This window comes from Methylobacterium crusticola (assembly GCF_003574465.1).
Lineage (GTDB): Bacteria > Pseudomonadota > Alphaproteobacteria > Rhizobiales > Beijerinckiaceae > Methylobacterium > Methylobacterium crusticola.
This window is the reverse complement of the sequence record NZ_QOWC01000003.1, coordinates 67,554-90,536: the sequence shown is the minus strand read 5'-3', so window position 1 is coordinate 90,536 and position 22,983 is coordinate 67,554. Positions and strand designations below refer to the sequence as shown.

At 73.3% G+C, this 22,983-nt stretch carries 22 protein-coding genes; 14 read left to right on the top strand and 8 right to left on the bottom strand.

Going from position 1 to position 22,983, the window contains the following annotated elements; translation table 11 throughout:
• The first annotated feature begins 39 nt into the window (after nucleotides 1–39).
• The 3 genes from DT057_RS07520 (at nucleotide 40) to typA (ending at nucleotide 3,692) form a co-directional block, all read left to right on the top strand.
• A complete protein-coding gene (locus DT057_RS07520; protein ID WP_128561456.1) occupies nucleotides 40–231 on the top strand; it encodes a hypothetical protein in 192 nt (63 codons plus the stop codon).
• Nucleotides 232–334: 103 nt separating this feature from the next.
• Nucleotides 335–1,723 (top strand): TAXI family TRAP transporter solute-binding subunit, encoded by a 1,389-nt coding sequence (locus DT057_RS07515; protein ID WP_128561455.1) that lies wholly within the window; start codon nucleotides 335–337, stop codon nucleotides 1,721–1,723.
• A 142-nt stretch (nucleotides 1,724–1,865) separates the two neighbouring features.
• Nucleotides 1,866–3,692 (top strand): translational GTPase TypA, encoded by a 1,827-nt coding sequence (typA, locus tag DT057_RS07510; protein ID WP_128561454.1) that lies wholly within the window; start codon nucleotides 1,866–1,868, stop codon nucleotides 3,690–3,692.
• A 44-nt stretch (nucleotides 3,693–3,736) separates the two neighbouring features.
• Here the strand turns inward: typA and DT057_RS07505 are convergent, their stop codons facing one another.
• On the bottom strand, nucleotides 3,737–5,164 hold the full coding sequence (locus DT057_RS07505) for a protein adenylyltransferase SelO (protein WP_128561453.1): 1,428 nt from the start codon (nucleotides 5,162–5,164) through the stop codon (nucleotides 3,737–3,739).
• 382 nt (nucleotides 5,165–5,546) lie between these two features.
• Between DT057_RS07505 and DT057_RS37200 the strand changes: the two genes are divergently transcribed.
• Nucleotides 5,547–6,332, top strand: a complete 786-nt coding sequence (locus DT057_RS37200; RefSeq protein ID WP_128561452.1) for a cold-shock protein — start codon at nucleotides 5,547–5,549, stop codon at nucleotides 6,330–6,332.
• Nucleotides 6,333–6,362: 30 nt separating this feature from the next.
• A complete protein-coding gene (locus DT057_RS07495; protein ID WP_128561451.1) occupies nucleotides 6,363–6,641 on the top strand; it encodes a hypothetical protein in 279 nt (92 codons plus the stop codon).
• Between the two features lie 333 nt (nucleotides 6,642–6,974).
• On the opposite strand, the gene rpsD is transcribed toward DT057_RS07495, so the two are convergent.
• From rpsD to murI, 3 genes are all read right to left on the bottom strand, one after another.
• Nucleotides 6,975–7,592 (bottom strand): 30S ribosomal protein S4, encoded by a 618-nt coding sequence (rpsD, locus tag DT057_RS07490; RefSeq protein ID WP_128561450.1) that lies wholly within the window; start codon nucleotides 7,590–7,592, stop codon nucleotides 6,975–6,977.
• A 203-nt stretch (nucleotides 7,593–7,795) separates the two neighbouring features.
• Nucleotides 7,796–8,623 carry an alpha/beta hydrolase gene (locus DT057_RS07485; protein WP_128561449.1) on the bottom strand — a complete coding sequence of 276 codons (828 nt, stop codon included), beginning with the start codon at nucleotides 8,621–8,623 and terminating at the stop codon, nucleotides 7,796–7,798.
• 17 nt (nucleotides 8,624–8,640) lie between these two features.
• Nucleotides 8,641–9,510, bottom strand: coding sequence for a glutamate racemase (gene murI, locus DT057_RS07480; protein ID WP_128561448.1), 870 nt, complete (start codon nucleotides 9,508–9,510; stop codon nucleotides 8,641–8,643).
• 281 nt (nucleotides 9,511–9,791) lie between these two features.
• Here murI and egtB point away from each other — a divergent pair, with 281 nt between their 5' ends.
• The 4 genes from egtB to DT057_RS07460 all read left to right on the top strand — a co-directional run bounded on the left by egtB (nucleotide 9,792) and on the right by DT057_RS07460 (nucleotide 13,591).
• Nucleotides 9,792–11,090: an ergothioneine biosynthesis protein EgtB gene (gene egtB, locus DT057_RS07475; protein WP_128561447.1), complete on the top strand. Its 1,299-nt coding sequence runs from the start codon at nucleotides 9,792–9,794 to the stop codon at nucleotides 11,088–11,090.
• Nucleotides 11,091–11,158: 68 nt separating this feature from the next.
• Nucleotides 11,159–12,148, top strand: coding sequence for an L-histidine N(alpha)-methyltransferase (egtD, locus tag DT057_RS07470; RefSeq protein WP_128561446.1), 990 nt, complete (start codon nucleotides 11,159–11,161; stop codon nucleotides 12,146–12,148).
• A gap of 14 nt (nucleotides 12,149–12,162) precedes the next feature.
• Nucleotides 12,163–12,861, top strand: coding sequence for a VWA domain-containing protein (locus DT057_RS07465; protein WP_128561445.1), 699 nt, complete (start codon nucleotides 12,163–12,165; stop codon nucleotides 12,859–12,861).
• Nucleotides 12,862–12,871: 10 nt separating this feature from the next.
• Nucleotides 12,872–13,591: a DnaJ domain-containing protein gene (locus tag DT057_RS07460; RefSeq protein WP_203236214.1), complete on the top strand. Its 720-nt coding sequence runs from the start codon at nucleotides 12,872–12,874 to the stop codon at nucleotides 13,589–13,591.
• Between the two features lie 184 nt (nucleotides 13,592–13,775).
• Here DT057_RS07460 and DT057_RS07455 read toward each other — a convergent pair whose 3' ends face one another.
• On the bottom strand, nucleotides 13,776–15,284 hold the full coding sequence (locus DT057_RS07455) for a D-alanyl-D-alanine carboxypeptidase (RefSeq protein WP_128561470.1): 1,509 nt from the start codon (nucleotides 15,282–15,284) through the stop codon (nucleotides 13,776–13,778).
• 301 nt (nucleotides 15,285–15,585) lie between these two features.
• Between DT057_RS07455 and DT057_RS07450 the strand changes: the two genes are divergently transcribed.
• From DT057_RS07450 to DT057_RS07435, 4 genes are all read left to right on the top strand, one after another.
• The gene (locus DT057_RS07450) at nucleotides 15,586–15,924 is read left to right on the top strand and encodes a phasin family protein (protein ID WP_128561444.1); all 339 of its coding nucleotides are present in this window, start codon (nucleotides 15,586–15,588) and stop codon (nucleotides 15,922–15,924) included.
• Between the two features lie 326 nt (nucleotides 15,925–16,250).
• Complete coding sequence (gene clpS, locus DT057_RS07445) at nucleotides 16,251–16,628, top strand: ATP-dependent Clp protease adapter ClpS (RefSeq protein WP_128561443.1); 378 nt, start codon at nucleotides 16,251–16,253, stop codon at nucleotides 16,626–16,628.
• 21 nt (nucleotides 16,629–16,649) lie between these two features.
• Nucleotides 16,650–19,112 (top strand): ATP-dependent Clp protease ATP-binding subunit ClpA, encoded by a 2,463-nt coding sequence (clpA, locus tag DT057_RS07440; RefSeq protein WP_128561442.1) that lies wholly within the window; start codon nucleotides 16,650–16,652, stop codon nucleotides 19,110–19,112.
• 157 nt (nucleotides 19,113–19,269) lie between these two features.
• Nucleotides 19,270–19,542 (top strand): hypothetical protein, encoded by a 273-nt coding sequence (locus DT057_RS07435; protein ID WP_128561441.1) that lies wholly within the window; start codon nucleotides 19,270–19,272, stop codon nucleotides 19,540–19,542.
• Nucleotides 19,543–19,576: 34 nt separating this feature from the next.
• Here DT057_RS07435 and DT057_RS07430 read toward each other — a convergent pair whose 3' ends face one another.
• The gene (locus tag DT057_RS07430; RefSeq protein ID WP_128561440.1) at nucleotides 19,577–20,389 is read right to left on the bottom strand and encodes a 3'(2'),5'-bisphosphate nucleotidase CysQ; all 813 of its coding nucleotides are present in this window, start codon (nucleotides 20,387–20,389) and stop codon (nucleotides 19,577–19,579) included.
• A 404-nt stretch (nucleotides 20,390–20,793) separates the two neighbouring features.
• Between DT057_RS07430 and DT057_RS07425 the strand changes: the two genes are divergently transcribed.
• Nucleotides 20,794–21,318: a DUF6101 family protein gene (locus DT057_RS07425; protein ID WP_128561439.1), complete on the top strand. Its 525-nt coding sequence runs from the start codon at nucleotides 20,794–20,796 to the stop codon at nucleotides 21,316–21,318.
• 42 nt (nucleotides 21,319–21,360) lie between these two features.
• Here DT057_RS07425 and ubiA read toward each other — a convergent pair whose 3' ends face one another.
• Nucleotides 21,361–22,302, bottom strand: coding sequence for a 4-hydroxybenzoate octaprenyltransferase (ubiA, locus tag DT057_RS07420; RefSeq protein WP_128561438.1), 942 nt, complete (start codon nucleotides 22,300–22,302; stop codon nucleotides 21,361–21,363).
• Between the two features lie 88 nt (nucleotides 22,303–22,390).
• A complete protein-coding gene (locus DT057_RS07415) occupies nucleotides 22,391–22,870 on the bottom strand; it encodes a hypothetical protein (RefSeq protein ID WP_128561437.1) in 480 nt (159 codons plus the stop codon).
• Nucleotides 22,871–22,983 lie beyond the last annotated feature (113 nt).

Sequence of the window (22,983 nt, the reverse complement as noted above, 5' to 3'; positions counted from 1 at the left end):
GGTCGATCCCGACCGGCACACGCGGGCGGGGATGGCATCATGCGGCAGGGTCGGACGCCCGGAGCGGCGGCGCGCTACCATGCGCCGCTGCTCCGGAAGGAGCGCGCGGACGCCCACGGGCGCTACCGCGCCGGCCCTGCGCACGACGCGCTCGCGCTCTCGCTCGCGACGCTCGGGCCGGTCCTCGGCGCGGCGCTCCTCGCCGTGATCGGGCTCGCGCTCGGGTCCTGAGCGGACCCGCGCCGCGGCGCGCCAGGCCCCGCCCGGGAGGGGCGCTCCCGCGCCAATTGGCCGGATTGCCGGCGGGCGGGCGACGCCCCAGTGTGGCCGGCCCATGCGGCGCCACCTCCCCATCGCCCTCGCGACGATCCTCGGGCTCCTCGCCACGTGCCTGCTGGCCTACCAGTGGGCCGGTCAGCCCACCACCCTGCGGGTCGCGGTCGGGCCCGCGGGCGGCGAGGATGCGCGGCTGATCGGGGCCATCGGCCAGGCCCTCGCCCGGGCCCACGAGGAGGTGCGCCTGCGCGTCGCGCCGACCACGGGCGTGGCCGAGAGCGCCGCCCTGGCGGAGAGCGGCGCGGCCGACCTCGCGGTGGTGCGCTCCGACGTCGGCATTCCGGCGACGACCCAGACGCTGGCGATCCTGCACCGGGACGCCGCCGTCCTGATCACCCGGGACCCGCGGCTCGCCACCGTGCCGGACCTGCGCGGCCGGCGCGTCGGCATCGTGCGCAACCCCGTCGCCAACACCCGTCTCCTCGGCACGATCCTCGAGCAGTACGAGGTGCCGGCCGACGCCGTCGCGGTGGAGCCCCTGGCGGAGGGCCGCGAGGCCGGGCCGGCCCTGCGCGACGGGCGCGTCGACGCCGTCCTGGTGGTGAGCCCGCCCACCGGCCGCAGCATGAACGACGCCGTGGCGAGCATCACCCGGGTGGGCGACAGCCCGTCCTTCATCCCGATCGGCGAATCGGCCGCGATGGCGAACCGCTCGCCGGCCCTCGAGAGCATCGAGGTGGTGCGCGGCACCTTCGGGGGCACGCCGTCGCGGCCGGCCGAGACCTTCGCCACCATCGGGGTCAGCCACCGGCTGGTGGCCCAGGCGAGCCTCGCCGACGCCACGGTCTCGGAGCTGGCGCGCCTGATCTTCGTCACCCGGCCGGGTCTCGCCGCCGAGCTGCCCCTCGCCAACCAGCTCGAGGCCCCCGACACCTCGAAGAGCGCCTCCCTGCCCGTCCACACGGGCGCGCAGGCCTACTACGACGGCGAGGTCGAGACCTTCTTCGAGCGCTACGGCGACTGGTTCTACCTGCTGGTGATGTGCGTCTCGATCGTCGGCTCGGCCGCCGCCACCCTGGTGTCGCGGGCCGCCACCCGCTCGCGGGCCCACGACATGGCGCTCCTGCGCCAGCTGCTCGCCATCGTGCGGGCGACCCGGGACGTCGAGGACGAGCTCGAGCTGTTCGACCTCGAGCGCCAGGCCGACGAGATCCTGGCCGCCGCCCTCGCCCGGGCCGGGACGGGCGCCATCGACAACGCGGGCGTGGCGGCCTTCACGCTCGGCCTCGACCAGGCCAGGCGCGCCATCGCGGAGCGGCGCATCCTGCTCCAGGAACGCCCCGACGAGCGCCCCGACGAGCGCCCGCCGCAGCCCTGGCCCGCGGCGGGGCATGACCCCGCGGCGGGGCGCGCCCCCGCCCCGCCGCTTCCGGCCGCGGCCGAGTGACCGGGCCGGCCCCGCGCCCGGCCCCCTTGCGGTCCGCCGCCGCACCTTCTATTGCAACGCAACAGATTTTCCCCGGCTCGACGTGCCCGGCTGCCGATCGGCGGCCCGCGGCGTGCCGGGCTCTTTTTGCTTCGGACATCCCATGAAGCTGCGCAACATCGCCATCATCGCCCACGTCGACCACGGCAAGACGACGCTGGTCGACAAGCTCCTCCAGCAATCCGGCTCGTTCCGCGAGAACCAGCGGGTCGAGGAGCGGGCGATGGATTCGAACGACCTCGAGAAGGAGCGCGGCATCACCATCCTGGCCAAGGCCACCTCGGTGGTCTGGAAGGACACCCGCATCAACATCGTCGACACGCCCGGCCACGCCGATTTCGGCGGCGAGGTCGAGCGCATCCTGTCGATGGTGGACGGCGTGATCGTGCTGGTGGACGCCGCCGAGGGCCCGATGCCGCAGACCAAGTTCGTGGTCTCGAAGGCGCTCAAGATCGGCCTCCGCCCGATCGTGGCCGTCAACAAGGTCGACCGGCCGGACGCCCGCATCAACGAGGTGGTGAACGAGGTCTTCGACCTGTTCGCGGCCCTCGACGCCACCGACGAGCAGCTCGACTTCCCGATCCTGTACGGGTCCGGCCGCAATGGCTGGATGGCGACCTCGCCCGAGGGCTCGCAGGACGACGGGCTCGCGCCGCTGTTCGACCTCGTGCTCGCGCACGTGCCGCCGGCCCGGACCGAGGAGGGCCCGTTCCGGATGCTCGGCACGCTCCTCGAGGCCAACCCGTTCCTCGGCCGCATCATCACCGGGCGCATCGCCGCCGGCACCGTGAAGCCGAACCAGTCGGTGAAGGTGCTCGACCGCACCGGGAAGGTGGTGGAGACGGGCCGGATCTCGAAGATCCTCGCCTTCCGGGGCCTGGAGCGGCAGCCGATCGAGACAGGCGAGGCCGGGGACATCGTGTCCATCGCCGGCCTCGTGAAGGGGACGGTGGCCGACACCTTCTGCGATCCCGCCGTCGAGATCCCGATCCAGGCCCAGCCGATCGACCCGCCGACCGTGACGATGTCGTTCATCGTCAACGACTCGCCGCTCGCCGGCACCGAGGGCGACAAGGTCACGAGCCGGATGATCCGCGACCGCCTGTTCAAGGAGGCCGAGGGCAACGTCACGCTCAAGATCGAGGAAGCGTCCGACAAGGACTCGTTCTACGTCTCGGGCCGGGGCGAGCTCCAGCTCGCGATCCTGATCGAGACGATGCGGCGCGAGGGCTTCGAGATCGCGGTCTCGCGGCCCCGCGTCGTGTTCGAGAAGGACGAGGACGGCAGCCTGCTCGAGCCGATCGAGGAGGTGGTGATCGACGTCGACGAGGAGCACTCGGGCGTCGTCGTGCAGAAGATGTCGGAGCGCAAGGCCGACATGCTGGAGATGCGTCCCTCGGGCGGCAACCGCCTGCGCCTGGTGTTCCACGCGCCCACCCGCGGCCTCATCGGCTACCAGGGCGAGCTGATGACCGACACCCGCGGCACCGCGATCATGAACCGGCTGTTCAAGGCCTACGAGCCCTACAAGGGCGAGATCGCCGGGCGCCGCAACGGCGTGCTCATCGCCAACGAGCAGGGCGAGGCGGTCGCCTACGCCCTCTGGAACCTCGAGGATCGCGGCCCGATGATGATCGAGCCCGGCTGGAAGGTCTACCAGGGCATGATCATCGGCGAGCACAACCGCGAGAACGACCTCGAGGTCAACGTGCTCAAGGGCAAGAAGCTGACGAACATCCGCACCACCTCGAAGGACGAGGCCGTGCGCCTGACCCCGCCGATCCGCATGACGCTCGAGCGCTCGCTCGCCTGGATCCAGGACGACGAGCTCGTCGAGGTCACCCCGAAGTCGATCCGCCTGCGCAAGACGGTCCTCGACCCGAACGACCGCAAGCGCGCCGAGCGGACGAAGGAAGCCCTGAGCGCCTGATCCGGCCGGACCGCGCCGGGCGCTCGGCCCGGGCTGCCGGGCGCTCAGCCCGGCCCGGTCCCGTACGCCTGCGCCATCTCGGCGATGGACGCGAGCTTCGCCCCGAAGGCCGTCCAGTCGTCCCGGTCCGTGATCGGGGCGAACAGCGCCTCGACCTCCTCGATCAGCATCGTGCAGGGCGCCGCGCGGGCGAAGTAGGGGTGGTCGAGCCGGGCCGCCGGGTCGGTCCGCAGGGCCCCGAGCGCCTGGCGCACCCGGGCGAAGCCCTCGCCGGCGTAGTGCGCCGCCGCGGGGCTGCGGGCGGCGCGGGCCTCGGCCGCGAGGCCGCCGTACCAGTCGAAGAAGACCTGCTCGAACGGCGCCCGGCTCGCCTCCAGGAAGCTCCAGAACGCCCCCGCGAGCCGGTGCATCCCCGCCTCGTCCTCCGGGACCGCGAGGCCGAGGCGGCGCAGGAGCGCGCGGGCGAACGCGTCCTGGAGGGCCGGCCCGAACGCGTCGAGCGCGGCGCCGAGCCGCTCCTCGTCGGAGAGGGGCAGCAGGCACTCGGCGAGGCGCGCGAGGTTCCAGGCCAGCGCCTCCGGCTGGCGGCCGAAGGCGTAGAGGCCGTGCTCGTCGAAGTAGGCGGCGGTGAAGCCCGGGTCGTTGACGGGGGCGAAGCGCCAGGGCCCGTAATCGAAGCTCTCGCCCGTCACGTTGATGTTGTCGGTGTTGAGCACGCCGTGCACGAAGCCCGCCGCCATCCACTGCGCGCCGACCCGCGCCACGCGGCGGCCGACATCCTCCAGGAAGGCGGCGGCCCGGTCGGCCATGGCCTCGCGCCACAATGCCGGCCGGTAGGTGCGCACGGTGTGGTCGAGGAGGCGCCGCAGGGCGTCGGCCTCGCCGAGGGCCCGGATGCGCTGGAACGTGCCGATGCGGATGTGCGAGTGGCTCAGGCGCACCAGCACGGCGGAGCGGGCGGGCGAGGGCTCGTCGTGCCGCACGAGGTCCTCGCCGGTCTCGATCAGGCTGAGGGACTTCGAGGTCTCGACGCCGAGCGCCTCCAGCATCGTGGTGGCCAGCACCTCGCGCACCCCGCCCTTGAGGGTCAGGCGGCCGTCGGCGGCGCGCGACCACGGCGTTTGCCCGCTGCCCTTGGTGCCGAGATCGAGCAGGCGCCCGTCCACGAGGTCGTGGAGCTGCGCGAACAGGAAGCCGCGGCCGTCGCCGAGCTCCGGGTTGTAGCTCCGGAACTGGTGGCCGTGGTAGCGCAGCGCCAGGGGCTCGGGGAAGCTTCCGGGCAGCGGCGCGAAGCGGCCGAAATGCGCGATCCAGGCCTCGTCGCTGAGGGCCCCGAGCCCGATGCGCGCGGCCCAGGCCTGGTTGCGGTGGCGCAGGACGTGGCGCGGGAACCGGGCCGGCGCGACCACGTCGTAGAAGTCCGGGCCGAGGTCGGCGTGGCGGCGCGAGGGGCGGAAGGCAGGGGCCGGCATCGGGGGACCTCGGGGCGGGCGCGACGGGCCTCCAACGCGCCCCGCCTCCGGGCGGGTCCCGCCCCAGGGTTTTCCGCGCCCAAACCAGCTGGAGCGGCCGGGCGCGCGCCGCCGCCGCGCCGGTGCCCAAATGACACACGCCGGGCCGCGGGACCGTGGCCGAATCGGGCTGTCAATCCGCGCTGTAACGTGAGAAAGTGGGGGTGTTGCCGCCACGCCCAGCAGATCCGCCTTGCGGTACGGTCTGAGTTGCGTCAGGAGTGTGGCGGTCATCTTGGTCACCGCTACCGGGAATGGAGATATCTCGAAGTGCGGGCTGTCTGGCACAGTTCGCTTCGGGTATAAGGGTGGTCGGCGGGTTTTACGTTTTGGCGAGCTTCTAATGGGACGTGGTCGGGATTTCAGGGAGCCGCGCCGTCGCGGCTTCGACGAGGGTGGCGCTGAGCCGCGGTGGCCGGATCAAGCACCGCAGGGCAGCGGCTACGGTGGCGGCGGCTACGGCGGTGGCGGTGGCGGCTACGGTGGTGGCGGCAGTGGCGGCGGCTTCGGCGGCGGTTTCGGGGGCGGTGGCTTCGACCGCGGCCCGGCGCGCAGCGCGGCCCCGTCGGGACCGGAGCGTGACGCGACGGTCAAGTGGTTCAACAAGGAGAAGGGCTTCGGCTTCGTCGAGCTGGGCGACGGCTCGGGCGACGCCTTCCTCCACATCCGCGCCGTCGAGGCGGCCGGGCACGCCGACCTCATGCCGGGCACCCGGCTGACGGTGCAGACGGCGCAGGGCCAGAAGGGTCCGCAGGTGACCAACATCACCAGCGTCGACACCAGCACGGCCGAGGCGCCCTCCGCACGTCGCGACCCGCGCCCGCCGCGCAGCGGCGGCTTCGGTGGCGGCGGCGGTGGCTACGGCGATCGCGGTGCCAGCCCCGGTGGCGGCGGCGGTGGTCGCTTCGCCTCCGGCCCGTCGACCGAGATGAGCGGCACCGTGAAGTGGTACGATCCCGCCAAGGGCTTCGGGTTCGTCTCGGTCAAGGATGGCGGCAAGGACGTCTTCATCCATCGCTCGGCCCTGGCGCGCGCCGGTCTCGACTCGCTGGCCGAGGGCCAGCAGGTCACCATGGGCGTGGTCGAGGGCATGAAGGGCCGCGAGGCGCAGAGCATCAGCGTCGACTGATCCCCGGCGCCCTTGCGCAGCGACACGACGATGCATTCCGCGAAGCGGTGGCCCCTGGCCGCCGCTTCGTGCGTTTGGGGCCTCGTGCTGACGCTGCCGGCGAGAGCGGCGGAGGATTTCTCGGGCTTCTACGCCGGGGTCAACGCCGGCTACGCCTTCCAGGCGGGCGGGCGCTCCGGCGATCCGGTCACCGCGCCTCCCCGGCTCAGCGGCGGCCGCGCGGAGGACCTGCCCCCGAGCGCGAGCCGGGCCGCCGGCCACAACCCGGCGATGCCGAAGGGGCGCCGCGGCCGCGCGCCGGACCGGTAAGGCGCGCGGATCCAGGGATCGGCGGAGGCGCCCGCGCGGTCAGGGCAGCGGCACGCTCCCTGCCCGCGGCAGTCCGCATCCTCGTCCGGCACGCGATGACCGCGTGATCGGGATGCGCCGGAACCGGAATGCGGCCGGCGAACTCGTCTCGGCGCGCGGCCGAACGGGCGGCACCGGGCGCGTTCACGGCCGGCGGGGGGCGTGAAGCCCCCATCCCGGGCGATCCGTCGGTGCCCGCGAGATGTCCGCCGGGCCGGCCGCGGGGCACGACCCAACGAAAAAGGCCGCCCTCGCGGGCGGCCTTCCTCGTCTGGCGGCTGCGGCGTGGGCCGGTCAGCGCGAGTAGAACTCGATCACCAGGTTCGGCTCCATGTGCACCGGGTACGGCACCTCCGACAGGGAGGGGATCCGGGTCATGCGCGCGGTCATCTTGCCGTGGTCGACCTCGATGTAGTCGGGCACGTCGCGCTCGGCGAGCTGCGAGGCCACGATCACGATCTCGAGCTGCTTCGAGCTCTCCTTGACCTCAATCACGTCGCCGGCCTTGACGAGGAAGCTCGGGATGTTGACCCGCTGGCCGTTCACCCGGACGTGGCCGTGGTTCACGAACTGGCGGGCCGCGAAGGGGGTCGCCACGAACTTGGAGCGGTAGACCACCGCGTCGAGCCGGCGCTCCAGCAGGCCGATCAGGTTCTCGCTCGAATCGCCGCGCAGGCGGATCGCCTCGGCGTAGTAGCGGCGGAACTGCTTCTCGGTGATGTTGGCGTAGTAGCCCTTGAGCTTCTGCTTGGCGCGCAGCTGCGTGCCGAAGTCCGACATCTTGCCTTTGCGGCGCTGGCCGTGCTGGCCGGGGCCGTACTCGCGGCGATTGACGGGGCTCTTCGGGCGGCCCCAGATGTTCTGGCCCATGCGGCGATCGAGCTTGTGCTTCGCCTGAACGCGTTTCGACATCGCGTGTCCTCAAAACCTTCTTGTGACGTGCGAGGAACGCGCCCTCCTCTCCCCTCTCGGGGCGACAGACCGGCCGCGGAAGCCGTTCACGGGTGCGCAAAATGACCGCGGGGCCCGAAAACGAGCCCCGCGAACCCGGCGTCCTTAGGCGCAAAGGGGTGGCGCGTCAAGGACGCCGGTGCGCCCCGCGCGCCTCCACGCCGTCACAAGCGGCCCGCCCCGCCCGGCGGCGCGCCGGCGGCGGAGAACAGCGCCTCGGCCTCGGCGTCGCGCGCGCCCAGGATCGAGACGTGGTCCCCCGGCACGACGAGGAACCGGCTGCCCGCGGGGGCGGCTAGGGCAAGCCGCGCGCCGAACTTCGTCGGGACGACCGGGTCGGCATCGCCGTGCACGATGAGGATCGGGCCCGGCACGGCGCCGATGATCCGGTCCGACCGGTAGGTGTCCGCCAGGAGGCAGGCGGGCAGGAAGCGGGCGTGGTGGCGCGCCATGGCGGTCATCGAGTCGAACGGCGCCTCGAGGTAGAGGCCGCCGCGCAGGCCGGCCCGGGCCGCCACCGCCACCGCGACGGCGGCGCCGAGGGAGTGGCCGTGCAGCAGCACCGGTGCGCCGGGCGCGCGGCGGCGCAGCTCCGCCAGCGCCGCGAGGCCGTCGGCGATCAGCCCGGCCTCGGTCGGCCGGCCGGTCGAGCCCGCGTAGCCGCGATAGGCCGGGGCGAGGAGGCCCCAGCCCCGGCGCGCCCAGGGTCCGTCCGCGAAGCGCAGGGCGTGCGCCTCCGGGAACGAGGCGTTGCCATGGAAGCTCAGCACGACGCCGCCGCCGGGCCGCGGCGCCCGCCAGAGCGCGTGCAGCGTCTCGCCGTCCGGCGTCGCGATCCGGATCGCCGCGACGTCCCCCGGGAGCCCGGGCCACGCCGCCGGCGCGGGGACGCCCGCGCCCGGGTAGAGCAGGGCGCGCTGGTTCCACCAGAACGCCGCCGCGACCGCGCCGTAGAGGAGGCCGGCCGCCACCAGGATCCCGACCGCGAGCACGGCGCCCCGCCGCGCCCTCACTGGAGGACGAGCGGCATCGCCTCGATGGTGATCTCGCCGATGCCGTGGTCCGCGAGCGCCGTGCGCAGGGCCGGGGTGATCCGGTCCCCGCCCGTGAAGGCGGCCAGGACCGCGCCGTCGCGGGTGCCCGCGCAGGGCGCCGGGCCGATCAGCTGCGTCATGCGGCGGGCGATGGCCGGGGCGGGATCGATCCAGGTCACCGGCCAGGGCGCGAGCTGCCGGAAGCGGTCGAGAAGCAGCGGGTAGTGGGTGCAGGCGAGCACCACGACGTCGGTGCGTCGCTCGCCCTGCGCGACGAAGCAGGGCGCGATCTCGGCCCGGAGCTCCGCGTCGGCCACCGGCAGCCCGGCGAGCTCGGCCTCCGCCTGGCCGGCGAGCCGCGTCGCCCCGACGAGGGTCACGGCGCAGCGCGCCGCGTAGGCCTCGATCAGGTCGCGGGTGTAGTCCCGCCGCACCGTGCCGGGGGTCGCTAGCACGCTCACGAGGCCCGAGGCCGTCGCGGCCGCGGCGGGCTTGATCGGCGGCACGGTGCCGACGAAGGGCAGGCCGAAGCGCCGCCGCAGGGCCGGCAGCACCAGCGTCGAGGCGGTGTTGCAGGCCACCACCACGAGGTCGGGCGCGTGCCGGGCGACGAGGCGCTCCATGACGGCGAGCACGCGCTCCACCAGGGCCGCCTCGCCGAGGCCGCCGTACGGGAAGGCGGCGTCGTCGGCCGCGTAGACGACCCGGGCATCCGGCCGGGCGCGCCGCACCTCGCGCAGAACCGTCAGGCCGCCGAGGCCCGAATCGAACACCAGCACCACGGGCGCGCGCGGGACCGGCGCCAGGGGCGCCGAGACGGTGCCGGCCATCAGATCGAACCGCATCGTGGGAGAACCGGAGAGGGAGGGAACCGTTGCCGGAAGAGTCCGGTGCGAGTGTTAAGGCTTGGTCACTGGGGCGGGAAAAAGGCCCGGATGCTCCCGGTGCGCACCGGCCTGGCGCGCGGCCGCCCGACGCCGCGGCCCCGCCTCCGCAGCGCCGCCGCCGCGGCCGACCGCCGCTGTCCCGCCCCTGGAAGCTGCGCGGTAACGCCGCGCCGAAGAAACGTTCCGCTGCAAAGCCGCGTTATGCGTAGGCGATCCTTCTACTCACAAGGGAAGCCACGATGGCAGCCACCGCGACCGCGCCGGCTCCGGACGCGCAGCTCCGCTTTCCCCCGCCCGCTCTCGGCGCCAGGCCGATCGACCGGGCGGCCTGGGAGGCGGCGTTCCGGCACGTCCGGGACGAGACCGAGCGCCGCGCAGCCCCGCTCTCGCCCGAGGACCAGCAGATCCAGTCGATGGCCGACGCGAGCCCGACCAAGTGGCACCGCGCCCACACGACCTGGTTCTTCGAGCAGTTCCTGCTGAAGGCGCACGTGCCGCACTACCGCGTCTTCGACGAGCGGTTCTTCTACCTGTTCAACTCCTACTACGTGCAGGCCGGGCCGCGGGCGCCCCGGATCAGCCGCGGCCTCGTCACCCGGCCGACCTGCGACGAGGTCACGGCCTACCGGGCCCACGTCGACCGCGAGGTCGGCGCGCTGATCGCCTCGGCCGACGCCGCGACCCTCGCGGCGGTGATCGCGGTGCTGGAGATCGGCCTCCACCACGAGCAGCAGCATCAGGAGCTGCTGCTCACCGACATCCTGCACGCCTTCGCGCAGAACCCCCTGGCGCCCGTCTACGATCCGGGCTGGCGCTGGCCGCGGCCCGGGCAGGCCGCCCGGGACCGGCCGGCGCCGCCGCGCGGGCCGTCGGCCCCGGAGGCCGGGCCGGTGGCGCTCGCGCCCGGCATCGTGCAGGTCGGCCACGCCGGCGAGGGGTTCAGCTTCGACAACGAGTCGCCCCGCCACGACGTGCTCCTCGCCCCCGTCGCGGTCGACCGCGCCCTCGTCACCAACGGCGACTGGCTCGAGTTCATGCAGGACGGCGGCTACGCCAAGCCGGAGCTGTGGCTCTCCGACGGCTTCCTGGCGGCGCAGGCCGAGGGCTGGGAGGCGCCCGGCTACTGGCGCCGGCGGGACGGCGTCTGGTCGAGCATGACGCTCGCCGGGGTGACGGCGGTCGATCCGGCCCTGCCGGTCACGCATGTCAGCTACTACGAGGCCGACGCCTTCGCCCGCTGGGCCGGGCGCGACCTGCCGACCGAGGTCGAGTGGGAGGCCGCCTGCCCGCAGCTGGGGGACGCCTTCGGGCACGTCTGGCAGTGGACCCGCAGCGCCTACGCCGCCTATCCGGGCTACCGTCCCCTGCCCGGCGCGCTCGGGGAGTACAACGGCAAGTTCATGGTGAGCCAGTTCGTGCTGCGCGGCTCGTCCGTGGCGACGCCCCTGGGTCACAGCCGGCCGACCTACCGGAACTTCTTCTATCCCCACCAGCGCTGGCAGTTCACGGGCCTGCGGCTATCTCAGTACCGGGCGTGAGCGCCGGACCGGCCTCGCGACCCCGACGCGGGACCTCCCCCGTGCCTGCCCGACCCCGGAGTGTGTCAGTGAACGCCCCTTTTCCCCACCTTGCCCCGGCCGCCGCGCCGGGGGAGCCGAGCGACCGCAGCTTCGCGCAGGACGTGCTCGCGGGCCTGAGCGCGCCCCGCAAGCACCTCGCCGCCAAGTACTTCTACGACCAGCGCGGCTCGGCGCTGTTCGAGGCGATCACCCGCCAGCCCGAGTACTACCCGACCCGCACGGAGCTCGCGATCCTCGACCGGGAGGGGCCGGCCATCGCCGCCGCCCTGCCGGCGAACGCCGCGCTCGTGGAGTTCGGCAGCGGCTCGACCGCCAAGGTGCGGCGCCTGCTGCCGCACCTGCGCGGTCTCGCCGCCTACGTGCCGGTCGACGTCTCGGAGGAATTCCTGCGCAGCGAGGCCGAGGCCCTGGTGCGCGACCGCGCGGACCTGCGCGTCGAGCCGGTGGCGGCGGACTTCACCAGGCCCTTCGCCCTGCCGGGCGACCTCGCTGACGCCCCCAGGGCCGGGTTCTTCCCGGGCTCCACCATCGGCAACTTCGAGCCGGAGGCGGCCTCCACCCTGCTGCGGGGCTTCGCCCGCACCCTCGGGCCGGGCGCCGTCCTGATCGTCGGCGTCGACCTCGTGAAGGACAAGGCGGTCCTCGACGCCGCCTACAACGACGCGGCCGGGGTCACGGCCGCCTTCAACCTCAACCTGCTGGCGCGCATCAACCGGGAGGTCGGGGCGGATTTCGACCTCGACGCCTTCTCGCACGCCGCCTTCTTCGACGAGAACCTCGGCCGGATCGAGATGCACCTCGTCAGCCGCCGCAGCCAGCTCGTCACGGTGGCGGGCGTGCCGTTCGGCTTTTCGCCGGGCGAGACGATCCACACCGAGAACAGCTACAAGTACACGCTGCCGGGGTTCCGGGCGCTCGCCCGCGGCGCCGGCTGGGAGAGCAAGGCGGCCTGGACCGACGCGGCCGGGCTTTTCTCGGTCCACGCCCTGTCCGCCAGCACCATCCGGCGGCACTGACCCGGGGAGCGACGATGCGCGACGGACGCTCCGTCGGTCCGTCCGCGGCGGCGGTCTCGGCCTTCCTCGAGGCGGCGCGGCGGGTTCCCGCCCCCGCCCCGGCGGCGACGCCGCGGCTGGTCTTCGCCCTCGACGCCACCCTGAGCCGGCAGCCGACCTGGGACCTCGCCTGCGGGGTCCAGGCTGGGATGTTCGAGGCCGCCGCCGCCCTCGGCGGGCTCGCGGTGCAGCTCGTCTACTTCCGGGGCTTCTCGGAATGCCGGGCCTCGCGCTTCGTCGGCGACGCCCGGGCCCTGACCGGGCTGATGCGGGCCGTCGCCTGCCAGGGCGGCCGGACCCAGATCGGGCGCGTGCTGCGCCACGCCCGCGGCGAGGCCGGGCGCGGGCCCGTGAAGGCCCTGGTGCTCGTGGGGGACGCCGTCGAGGAGCCCCTCGACGACCTGTGCGGGGTCGCGGGCGAGCTCGGCCTCCTCGGCGTCCCGGCCTTCTGCTTCCACGAGGGCCACGACCCGGCGGCGGCGGGCGGGTTCGCCGAGATCGCGCGCCTCTCGGGCGGCGCGCACGCGCGCTTCGACGCCGCGGCGCCCGACGTGCTCGCCGGTCTCCTGCGCGCCGCCGCGCTCTACGCCACGCGGGGTCTCGACGGATTGCGCCTCGCCGCGCATGAGGACGGGGCGGCGCGCCGGCTCCTCGGCAGCATGACCGCACGGTGACGCGGATCGGATGATCGCCCTCGGCCTCGGTGTCCTGGTTCTGTTCGGCTTCTGGTGGCTCGGGCGGCACGCCACGCAGGCGAGCCCCGCCGCCATCGCCGGGCTCGTGCGGCAGGCCGGGGGCTGGCTCGCCCTCGCGGCCGCGGCCCTGCTGGCGCTGCGCGGGCGCCTCGACATGGCCTCGATGCTCGGCCTCGGCGGCGCCTGGCTCCTCGGCTGGCGCCAGATGCCGCCCCTGCCCTTCGGCCTCGGCGGCACCCGGGCGCGCCGGGGCGGCGCCACCTCGCGGGTGCGCTCGGCCGCCGTCGAGATGGAGCTCGACCACGACACCGGCGCCATGCGCGGCACCGTCCTGACCGGTCCCCTGGCGGGGCGCGCCCTGGACGCGCTGCCGCTCGAGGCGCTGACGGCCCTGCTCGCCACCTGCCGCGGCGCCGATCCGGAGGGCGGGCTGCTCCTAGAGGCTTACCTCGACCGCCGGTTTGCCGGATGGCGCGTAGACGCTCAGGGCGATCGAGACCCGGGGCCGGGCGCTGCGGCGCAGCCAGGGCCGATGTCGGAGGAGGAGGCCTATCAGATCCTGGGGCTTGAGCGCGGGGCGTCCCTCGAGGACGTGCGCCGGGCGCACCGCAGCCTGATGAAACGGCTTCATCCGGACCAGGGCGGGTCGGACTACCTCGCGGCCCGCGTCAACGCGGCCAAGGACCGTCTTCTGAACCGACATCGCTGATACTCCACGCGCGAGTCGACGGGACCGCGGCAGGAACGCGCCGCGGCGGCGATAAACACTCTCGAGGATGGACGGGGCCGGACCCACCCGGGGACGGCGCCCGGTCCCCCGGCCGGGGGCGGGGCGCCCGCGGGACGCCCCGGCGCGGGCGCCCGGGGGGGCGTGCGGGTGACCGGACCCCCGCTCAGCTCCGGGTGGCGAAGCAGGTGAAGCCGCTGCGCTTGAGCGCCCGGCAGGCGTCCTGGGCGCTCTCGGCCTCCGTGAAGCCCGAGAACCGCGCCCGGAACAGGGTGGTGCCGCCGTGGGTGACGCGCTCGGTGAAGGGGGCGGCCTTCGCCAGGGAGCCGCCGCCGCGCTGGCGCGCGTCGGCCAGCATCGACTTCGCCTTGGCCTCGTCGTCCATGGCGCCGAGCTGGATCACCCAGGGCGTGACGCTGACCGCCTTCGCGGCAGGCGCGGGCTCGGCCCGGGGCGCCGGCGCCCGCATCTCGCCGGGCTCGGCCGTGGGCAGGCGCGAGGCGAACTTCGTCCCCGGCGCCGGGAAGGCGGCGTCGCCCGCCGCCGGCGCGTAGGCCTGGGCGGCGCCCGGCACCGGGCCGCCGGCCGGTCCGGCGCGCCACTTCAGCCCGCCCCGCGGCGTCGCGGTCGAGGAGGCCGCGCCCGCGCGCGGCACGATGTCGAGGGGCTGGCCGGTGGAGTTGGTGGTCTCGACGGCGTCGTCGTCCTCCGCCGAGGCGACCATCGTGCGGGTCGCGACCGGCCGCTCGGCGACGACCGCCGGGCGGGCGCGCTCCGCCACCTCGACCACCGGCGGCACGGTGCGGGCGCCCGCGTAGGCCCGGGGCAGGTTGGTCTGGACGAGCCTGGCCATGATGGCGTCCCGGCTGCCGCCCGACTTGCCGCCGAGCACCACGGCGACGATGTGCCGGTCGCCCGTCCGCGCCGAGGTCATCAGGTTGAAGCCGGAATCGCGGGTGTAGCCGGTCTTGATGCCGTCGACGCCCTCGACCCGCCCGAGCAGGTGGTTGTGGTTGCCGATGACTCGGCCCCGGAACGCGAAGGAGCGGGTCTGGAAGTAGCGGTAGTAGCGCGGGAAGCGGTCCTGGATGGCGCGGGCCAGCACGGTCAGGTCCCGGGCCGTGGTGATCTGGTCGGAATCCGGCAGGCCCGAGGCGTTGGCGTAGTGGGTCCGGCTCATGCCGAGGGCGTGCGCCTTGCGGGTCATCATCTCGGCGAAGGCGGCCTCGGAGCCGGCGATGTTCTCGCCGATGGCGCAGGCCACGTCGTTGGCCGACTTCGTCACCAGCGCCTTGATGGCGTCCTCGGCCGAGATGGTCGAGCCGGGCCGCAGGCCCAGCTTCGAGGGTGCCTGGCGGGCCGCGTTCGCGGAGATCTCGAGCGGGGTCTCGAGGGACATCCTCCCCCGCTCGATCTGCTCGAACAGCAGGTAGAGGGTCATCACCTTGGTGATCGAGGCCGGGTGCCGCAGCGCGTCCTCGTTGACCGCGTGCAGGACGTGGCCCGACTTGGCGTCGACCACCATCGCGGCGTAGGGCGGGTTGTAGCCGCCGCCCCCGCCGTGGTGCGACCGGCGGCGCGCATCGGCCGGCGTCGCCGAGAGGGCGCTCAGCACCGCCGCGGCCGCGATCGCGGCCGGAATCGCACGTCCAGACTTGCCGCGAACGCAACGCATCACGCATACACCCCGTTCGACTGACCGCGGGCCGCCACCGCCTGGCGGGCGGGGCCCTTGACCGCCAGCGCCCCGCGACGGACCCCGTGGCGCAGCGGCATCACTGTCAAACAGGCTAGGCCGGTGCGGTTACGCTCAAGTTAATGGGTGCGGCCCGGCCGATTGTGCAGTGCACAATTTTTCCTTGACGGATTTTTGTGCGGTGCACATATAGGTCGTGGGGAGGCGCGCCGCGCGGGCGCTTCCGCGCCGATGCAGAGCCGCGCGACAGGAGGGGGCGCCTCGGGGCGCCGCGCCAGACATGAACCAGCAGTTCGACACCGCCCAGAAGTACGGCAAGGAGAGCATGGACGCGATGCTCCGCAGCTTCGGCACGCTCTCGAAGAGCAGCCAGGCCATCGCCGTCGAGGCGACCGACTTCGCCAAGCAGTCCTTCGAGCAGAGCGCCGCCGTCATGGAGAAGCTCGCCGGCGTGCGCTCCCTCGACAAGGCGCTCGAGATCCAGACCGAGTACCTGAAGACCTCCTACGAGCGCTTCATCGCGCAGTCGACCAAGATGGGCGAGCTCTACTCGAACCTCGCCAAGGAGATGCTGAAGCCGTTCGAGGGCCTCGCCCCGAAGGTCCCGGCGGCGGCGTAGGGCGGCCGCGCTCCGGCGGCTCACGCCGCCGGGGAGGCCGGTCCGGCGCGCGGGAGCGCGCCACGGCACGGACCGGGACCGGCACCCGCCCGCGACGCGACCGGGTGCCGCTCCTGACGTGAGACGCGCCGCGCCGGCGCGGACCCCCGCGGTCCGCGCCGGCGTTTTCGTGTGCGCTGCAGCGGCGCGGCGGGGCCCGCATGACAAGAGCGCGCAGCCGACTGGCGGAGTGCAGCCTCGGCCTATAGATTAGGCTCGGCACCAGCGACCGACGTGGTAGGCTGGCGGCCACGACGCCGCGCTAGGGTGAGGTCGGTACGATCACGATGTCTGAGGTCCCGAGGCAGGGTAATCCGACCACCCGTCCGGTCGCGGCGACACCGCGCGCGCCGGGCAACGGCGACGGGCGATCGGGAACCGCCGTCATCACGCGCACGAAGCCGCGCACCAAGCGGCCGAACCTGTACCGCGTGCTCCTGCTCAACGACGACTACACGCCGATGGAGTTCGTGGTCCACGTCGTCGAGCGGTTCTTCAACAAGTCGCGCGAGGACGCGACCCGGATCATGCTCCACGTCCACCAGAACGGCGTCGGGGAGTGCGGCATCTTCACCTACGAGGTGGCCGAGACCAAGGTGACGCAGGTGATGGACTTTGCCCGCAAACACCAACATCCTCTCCAATGCGTCATGGAAAAGAAATAGGCACCAGCACAGAGGCCCGCTTTGCCCAGCTTCTCACGCAGCCTTGAACAAGCACTCCACCGCGCCCTGGCGCTCGCTGGCGAGCGCCGCCATGAATACGCCACGCTCGAGCATCTTCTGCTGGCCCTGGTCGACGACCAGGACGCGGCCGCGGTCATGCGGGCCTGCAACGTCGACGTCGACCTGCTGAAGCGCAATCTCGTCGAGTACATCGACACCGAGCTCGCCAACCTGACGGGCGACGGCCGCCAGGACGCGAAGCCCACGGCCGGGTTCCAGCGCGTGATCCAGCGCGCGGTGATCCACGTGCAATCCTCCGGCCGGGAGGAGGTGACCGGGGCGAACGTGCTGGTGGCGATCTTCGCCGAGCGCGAGAGCCACGCCGCCTACTTCCTGCAGGAGCAGGACATGACCCGCTACGACGCGGTCAACTACATCAGCCACGGCATCGCCAAGCGGCCCGGCCTGTCCGAGGGCAAGCCCGTGCGCGGCGCCGACGAGGACGGCCCGGCCGAGCGGCCGAGCGGGCCCGAGGAGGAGCGCGGCAGCGCCAGCAAGAAGAAGGGCGACGCTCTCGACGCCTACTGCGTCAACCTCAACAAGAAGGCCCGCGAGGGCAAGATCGACCCGCTGATCGGGCGCGAGACCGAGGTGCAGCGCACCATCCAGGTGCTCTGCCGGCGGCAGAAGAACAACCCGCTGCTCGTCGGCGACCCCGGCGTCGGCAAGACCGCGATCGCGGAGGGCCTGGCCCGCAAGATCATCCAGCACGAGGTGCCGGAGGTGCTGGCCGACGCGACGGTGTTCTCCCTCGACATGGGCACGCTCCTCGCCGGCACCCGCTACCGCGGCGACTTCGAGGAGCGCCTCAAGCAGGTGATGAAGGAGATCGAGGCGCATCCCAACGCCATCATGTTCATCGACGAGATCCACACGGTGATCGGCGCCGGTGCGACCTCGGGCGGCGCCATGGACGCCTCGAACCTGCTCAAGCCGGCGCTCGCGTCCGGCACCCTGCGCTGCATCGGCTCGACCACCTACAAGGAGTACCGGCAGTACTTCGAGAAGGACCGGGCCCTCGTCCGCCGCTTCCAGAAGATCGACGTCAACGAGCCCTCGATCCCGGACGCGATCGAGATCCTCAAGGGCCTGCGCCCCTACTTCGAGGAGTTCCACAAGCTCAAGTACACGACCGACGCCGTGAAGGCGGCGGTGGAGCTGTCGGCGCGCTACATCAACGACCGCAAGCTGCCCGACAAGGCGATCGACGTGATCGACGAGACGGGCGCCTCGCAGATGCTGGTGCCCGAGGGCCGGCGCAAGCGCACCATCGGGGTCAAGGAGGTCGAGGCGACCATCGCCACGATGGCCCGGATCCCCCCGAAGACCGTCTCGAAGGACGACGCGGTGGTGCTCGCGCACCTGACCGAGAACCTCAAGCGGGTGGTCTACGGCCAGGACAACGCCATCGAGGCGCTGACGGCCTCGATCAAGCTCGCCCGGGCGGGCCTGCGCGATCCCGACAAGCCGATCGGCTCCTACCTGTTCGCCGGCCCGACCGGCGTCGGCAAGACCGAGGCCGCCAAGCAGCTTGCCGCGAGCCTCGGGGTCGAGATGCTGCGCTTCGACATGTCGGAGTACATGGAGCGCCACACGGTGTCGCGCCTGATCGGCGCGCCCCCGGGCTACGTCGGCTTCGACCAGGGCGGCCTGCTCACGGACGGCATCGACCAGCACCCGCACTGCGTGCTGCTCCTCGACGAGATCGAGAAGGCGCATCCGGATCTGTTCAACATCCTGCTGCAGGTGATGGACCACGGCAAGCTGACCGACCACAACGGCAAGCAGGTGGATTTCCGCAACGTCATCATCATCATGACGTCGAACGCGGGCGCCGCCGACCTCGCCAAGGCGGCCTTCGGCTTCACCCAGAGCCGGCGGACCGGGGACGACCACGAGGCGATCAACCGCCTGTTCGCGCCCGAATTCCGCAACCGCCTCGACGCGATCGTCTCCTTCGGCCACCTGCCGAAGGAAGTGGTGGCGAAGGTCGTCGACAAGTTCGTGCTCCAGCTCGAGGCGCAGCTCGCCGACCGCAACGTCACCATCGAGCTGTCCGACGAGGCCCGGGAATGGCTGGTCGAGCACGGCTACGACGAGACCATGGGGGCGCGTCCGATGGCCCGCCTGATCCAGTCGACCATCAAGACGCCGCTCGCCGACGAGGTGCTGTTCGGCAAGCTCAAGGACGGCGGCGCCGTCAAGGTCGTGGTGAAGCGGCCGGACGACGCCAAGCCCAGCCTCGGCTTCGAGTTCCCGGCCGGCCCGGTGACCCCGAAGCCCGAGAAGGACGTCACCATCGCGGCCAAGAAGCACAAGCGCTCGCGGCCCCGCACGCCCCCGAAGAAGCCGAAGGACGGCGGATCGGGCAACGGCGGCGGCGGCGTGCGCACCGTGCCGAAGGTTCCCCTGGTCCGGGCCTGATCGGCCCCTCGCTCCCGGCGGTCCTCCGGTGTATGACCGTCACCAGGCAAGCGCATCCCGGCGGGTCCTCCCGCCGGGATGCGTGTTGTGAGGAAGGCTTCCGGCCGTGCCTGCCCCGCGCGGGCGGGCGGACCGGGCGATCGACGAGACGACCAGAATGACCGGCGACCTCAACGAGGGCCCCCTCGCCCCGGCCGCGACGGTGACGCCGCCCTCCCCCAAGCTGACCCGCCGCGAGAAGCGGCGCCAGCGCCGGCGCAGGCGCGTCGTCGGGGAGGAGATCCTGGCCTGGATCCTGGTGCCGCTGATCCTGCTCGGCGGCTACTGGGCGGTGAACGCGGGCTTCTCGGTCCTGGGCACCACGCCGAGCGCGGTGCTCGACCAGCTCAAGCAGGCCAAGCAGGCCCTGGAGAAGAAGGGCTCGCTCTAGGCCCCGGACAGGCGCGGGCCGCGGGGGCGGGTCCTCACCCCATGCCGGCGAGCACCTGCTCCTGGATGTCGCGGGGCGTCGCCACGAGCTCGCCGTGGATCGGCTCGCGCTGATTGTAGGTCGGGACCCGGCCGGCGAGGTCGACGAGGGCGCCGCCGGCCTCGCGCAGGATCAGGTCGGCCCCGGCCAGGTCCCAGTCCCGGGCATCCGACGAGACCAGCCCGACATCCACCAGGCCCTCCGCCACCCGCACGAGGCGCAGCGCCAGCGACGGGATCCGCTTGAGGTGGACGAGCGCCCCCGGGGTGCCGCCGAGGCCGAGGCGCCGCTCCAGGTGGTCCACCATCGTCTTGGGCCCGGCGATGCGTGCGCCGGCGAGCCCGGAGCGGGCCGCGACCCGGATCGGCTGGCCGTCCTTGCGCGCGCCCTCCCCGGCCAGAGCCTCGTACAGGGTGCCGGTGACCGGGGCCGCCACGATGCCGAGGACCGGCTCACCCCGGGCGAGCAGTGCCACGGCGATCGACCAATCGGGGTCGCCCGACAGGAAGGCCCGGGTGCCGTCGATCGGGTCGACGATCCAGACGAGGTCGTGGTGCAGGCGCACCGGGTCGTCCCTCGTCTCCTCCGAGAGCCAGGCCGCGCCCGGCGCCAGCTCGCTCAGGCGGACCTTCAGGAAGGTGTCCACCGTGACGTCGGCCTCCGTCACCGGGGAGCCGCCGGCCTTGTTCCAGACCCGGGCGCTGGTGCGCTCGCCGGACCGGAAGAACGGCAGCGCCAGGAGCGCGGCCTCGCGCACGATCGCCCGAACCTGGGGCAGGAGCGCACACACGTCGTCGGGAATTGGCATGGTCGGCCGGATCTCGCGGTGGGAGGGCGCTGCGTCGGCCCCGCGGCGGCCGGCCCGTGCGGACCCGGAACGAGGAGCATGGCATCTCCCGTTCGTTGTAGGCCCGGCCACCCGGGGCCACAAGGACGCGCACGCGACCCCGGGGCGTTCCGGGATGATCCTGATGCCGCATGGTTTTCGCGCCCGCACCGGCGCGTCTCGTGAGCCGCGATGCTTCCGGTGAACGACAAATGAATCCCGCCCGCACAAGGATCCATTGAGCATTCGGCACATCTGTGGTCAGCGAACCATCGCTTAACGCTGCCTTTTAAGGCGTTCTGGGGCGGGGCCGGTCAATTCTCGCGTCAACAGCGGACGACCCGGAGAGGTCGCCGCCTCACGCGGACAGGGCGTCGAGCAGAACCATGGTCACGAGCTTCCACTCCACGAACCGGCAGGCCACCTCGCGCAGCCGCGACGTCCTGCTTCCCACCCTCCACCGCGGCCCGGTTCAGGCCGAGCCGTCGCCGCTGCCGGTGGTCGGCCGGCTGCCCGGCGCCGCCGCCGCCGCCAGCCTGGCGCTCTGCCTCGACGGGGACGCCAGCGACGCGGCCGGCGAGGACCGCTTCGCCATCCTGGTCCTCGACCGCTCGGGCGATCCGCTGATGCCGCTCGGCGTCCACGGCGACGACGAGGTGGTGGCGATCTGGCGCCGGCTCGGCGCCGAATCGGGCCTGCCCCTGGTGGTGATCCAGGAGGACGGCGCCGTGACGGCCATGGGCCAGCAGATCGGCCGCGTGAAGCTCGGCGCCGTGCGCATCCGGCGCCGGCACGGGCTCCTCAGCGGCCGCCGGCCGCGCTTCCTCACGCGGCGCAAGACCGCGCGCCTGCCGCTGCGCCCGGCCGTGTACCGCGGCGAGAACCTGCTGACCGACGGCGGCGGCCTCTGAGGCGCGGCGCGAACCGCCTGAGGGTCGGGCCGTCCGCCCGGCTCAGGCGAGGCCCTGCCAGATCGCGTCGAGGGTGAGCCCGGCGAACAGGATCAGCCCGGCGTCGCGGTTGGCGCGAAACAGCCGCAGGGCACCCGCCCCGTCCCGGGGCTCGAGCCGCCAGACCTGCCAGGCGAGGTGGCCGGCGAACAGGGCGAGGCCGAGGAGCCCGACCGGGCCGGCGCCCGCGCCCCGCAGCGCCAGGCCGAGGCAGAGCACCGTGACGAGGAAGCAGGCCGCCACCGCCTCGCGCACGCGGGTGCCGAAGAAGCGCGCCGAGGACTTGATGCCGGCGATCTCGTCGTCCTCGATGTCCTGCACCGCGTAGATGGTGTCGTAGCCGATCACCCACGCGATGGCGCCCGCGTAGAGCCACAGGGCCGGCGCGTCGAGGCGGCCGAGGAGGCAGGCCCACCCCATCAGGGCCCCCCACGCGAAGGCGAGCCCGAGCACCAGCTGCGGCACCGGCATCACCCGCTTCATGAAAGGGTAGATCGCCACCGGGGCGAGGGAGGCGATGCCGACCAGGATCGCGAAGCGGTTGAATTGCAGCAGCACCGCGAGCCCGACCAGCGCCTGGACCGCCAGGAACGCGAGGGCGTGGCGCACGCGCAGGCGCCCGGAGGGCAGCGGGCGCAGGCGGGTGCGCTCGACCCGGGCGTCGAGGTCGCGGTCGGCGATGTCGTTGTAGGTCGAGCCGGCCCCGCGCATGGCGACGGCGCCGACCAGGAACAGCACGAGGTGCCAGGCGTCCGGCCCGATCCGTCCCGCCGCGATCGCCGCCAGGGAGGCCGACCACCAGCACGGCAGCAGCAGGAGCCACCAGCCGATCGGCCGCTCGATGCGGGCGAGGCGCAGGTAGGGGCGGACGGCCGCCGGCGCGTGCCGGTCGACCCAGTGCCCGCGCACGGCATCGGCGACGGGGCGGTCGTTCGCCGCCATCATGCCGGCCGGGCCGGTGCGCCGCGCGAAGCGTCCGCGCGGCGCACCTGCCCGGCGGCGGGCCTCCCGGTCGGTCCGACCGGGAGGGGGATCACAGCGCCCCCTGCGGCACCCGGAAGCTGCCGGTCAGGCCCGGGCCGCCGAGGAGGCCGCCGCCCCCGCCGCCGCCGGCGTTCTGCGCCGCCTGGGCGCGGGCCTTCTTCTCCATCACGGCCTGCTGCTGGGCCGCGTTGCAGACCTTGCCGCGCAGGGTCGTGACCTTGCTGTGGTCGGCCTTGAAGCCCTCCACGAAGGAATCCGGGATCGAGCACCAATCCTTGTTGGCGGTGATCCACTTCAGGCCCTCGGTGCCGTTCGCCTGAAGCTTGCCGAAGAGCGCGCAGGCCTGGGCGGCCGTGAGCTTGGCCTTCTTCGTCTGCGAGGCCGCGTTGACCTTCGCGACGATGTCCTTGCGCTCGGTGAGCGTCGTCTGGATCCCGGCGCAATCGACGCCCTGCGCCAGGGCGGCCCCGCTCAGGAGCACCCCGCCGACCAGGCTTCCGGCCAGCGCCGCCACGGTGACACGGAACATGCGAATCATCCTTCTCCCCCAAGCCCGAATCAGCCCCGGGCCGGCACCACCACGGCGGCCCCGGGTGGTGCGGCGCGCCCGTCGGCGGCGCATCCGGCATCCCCGAGGAAATC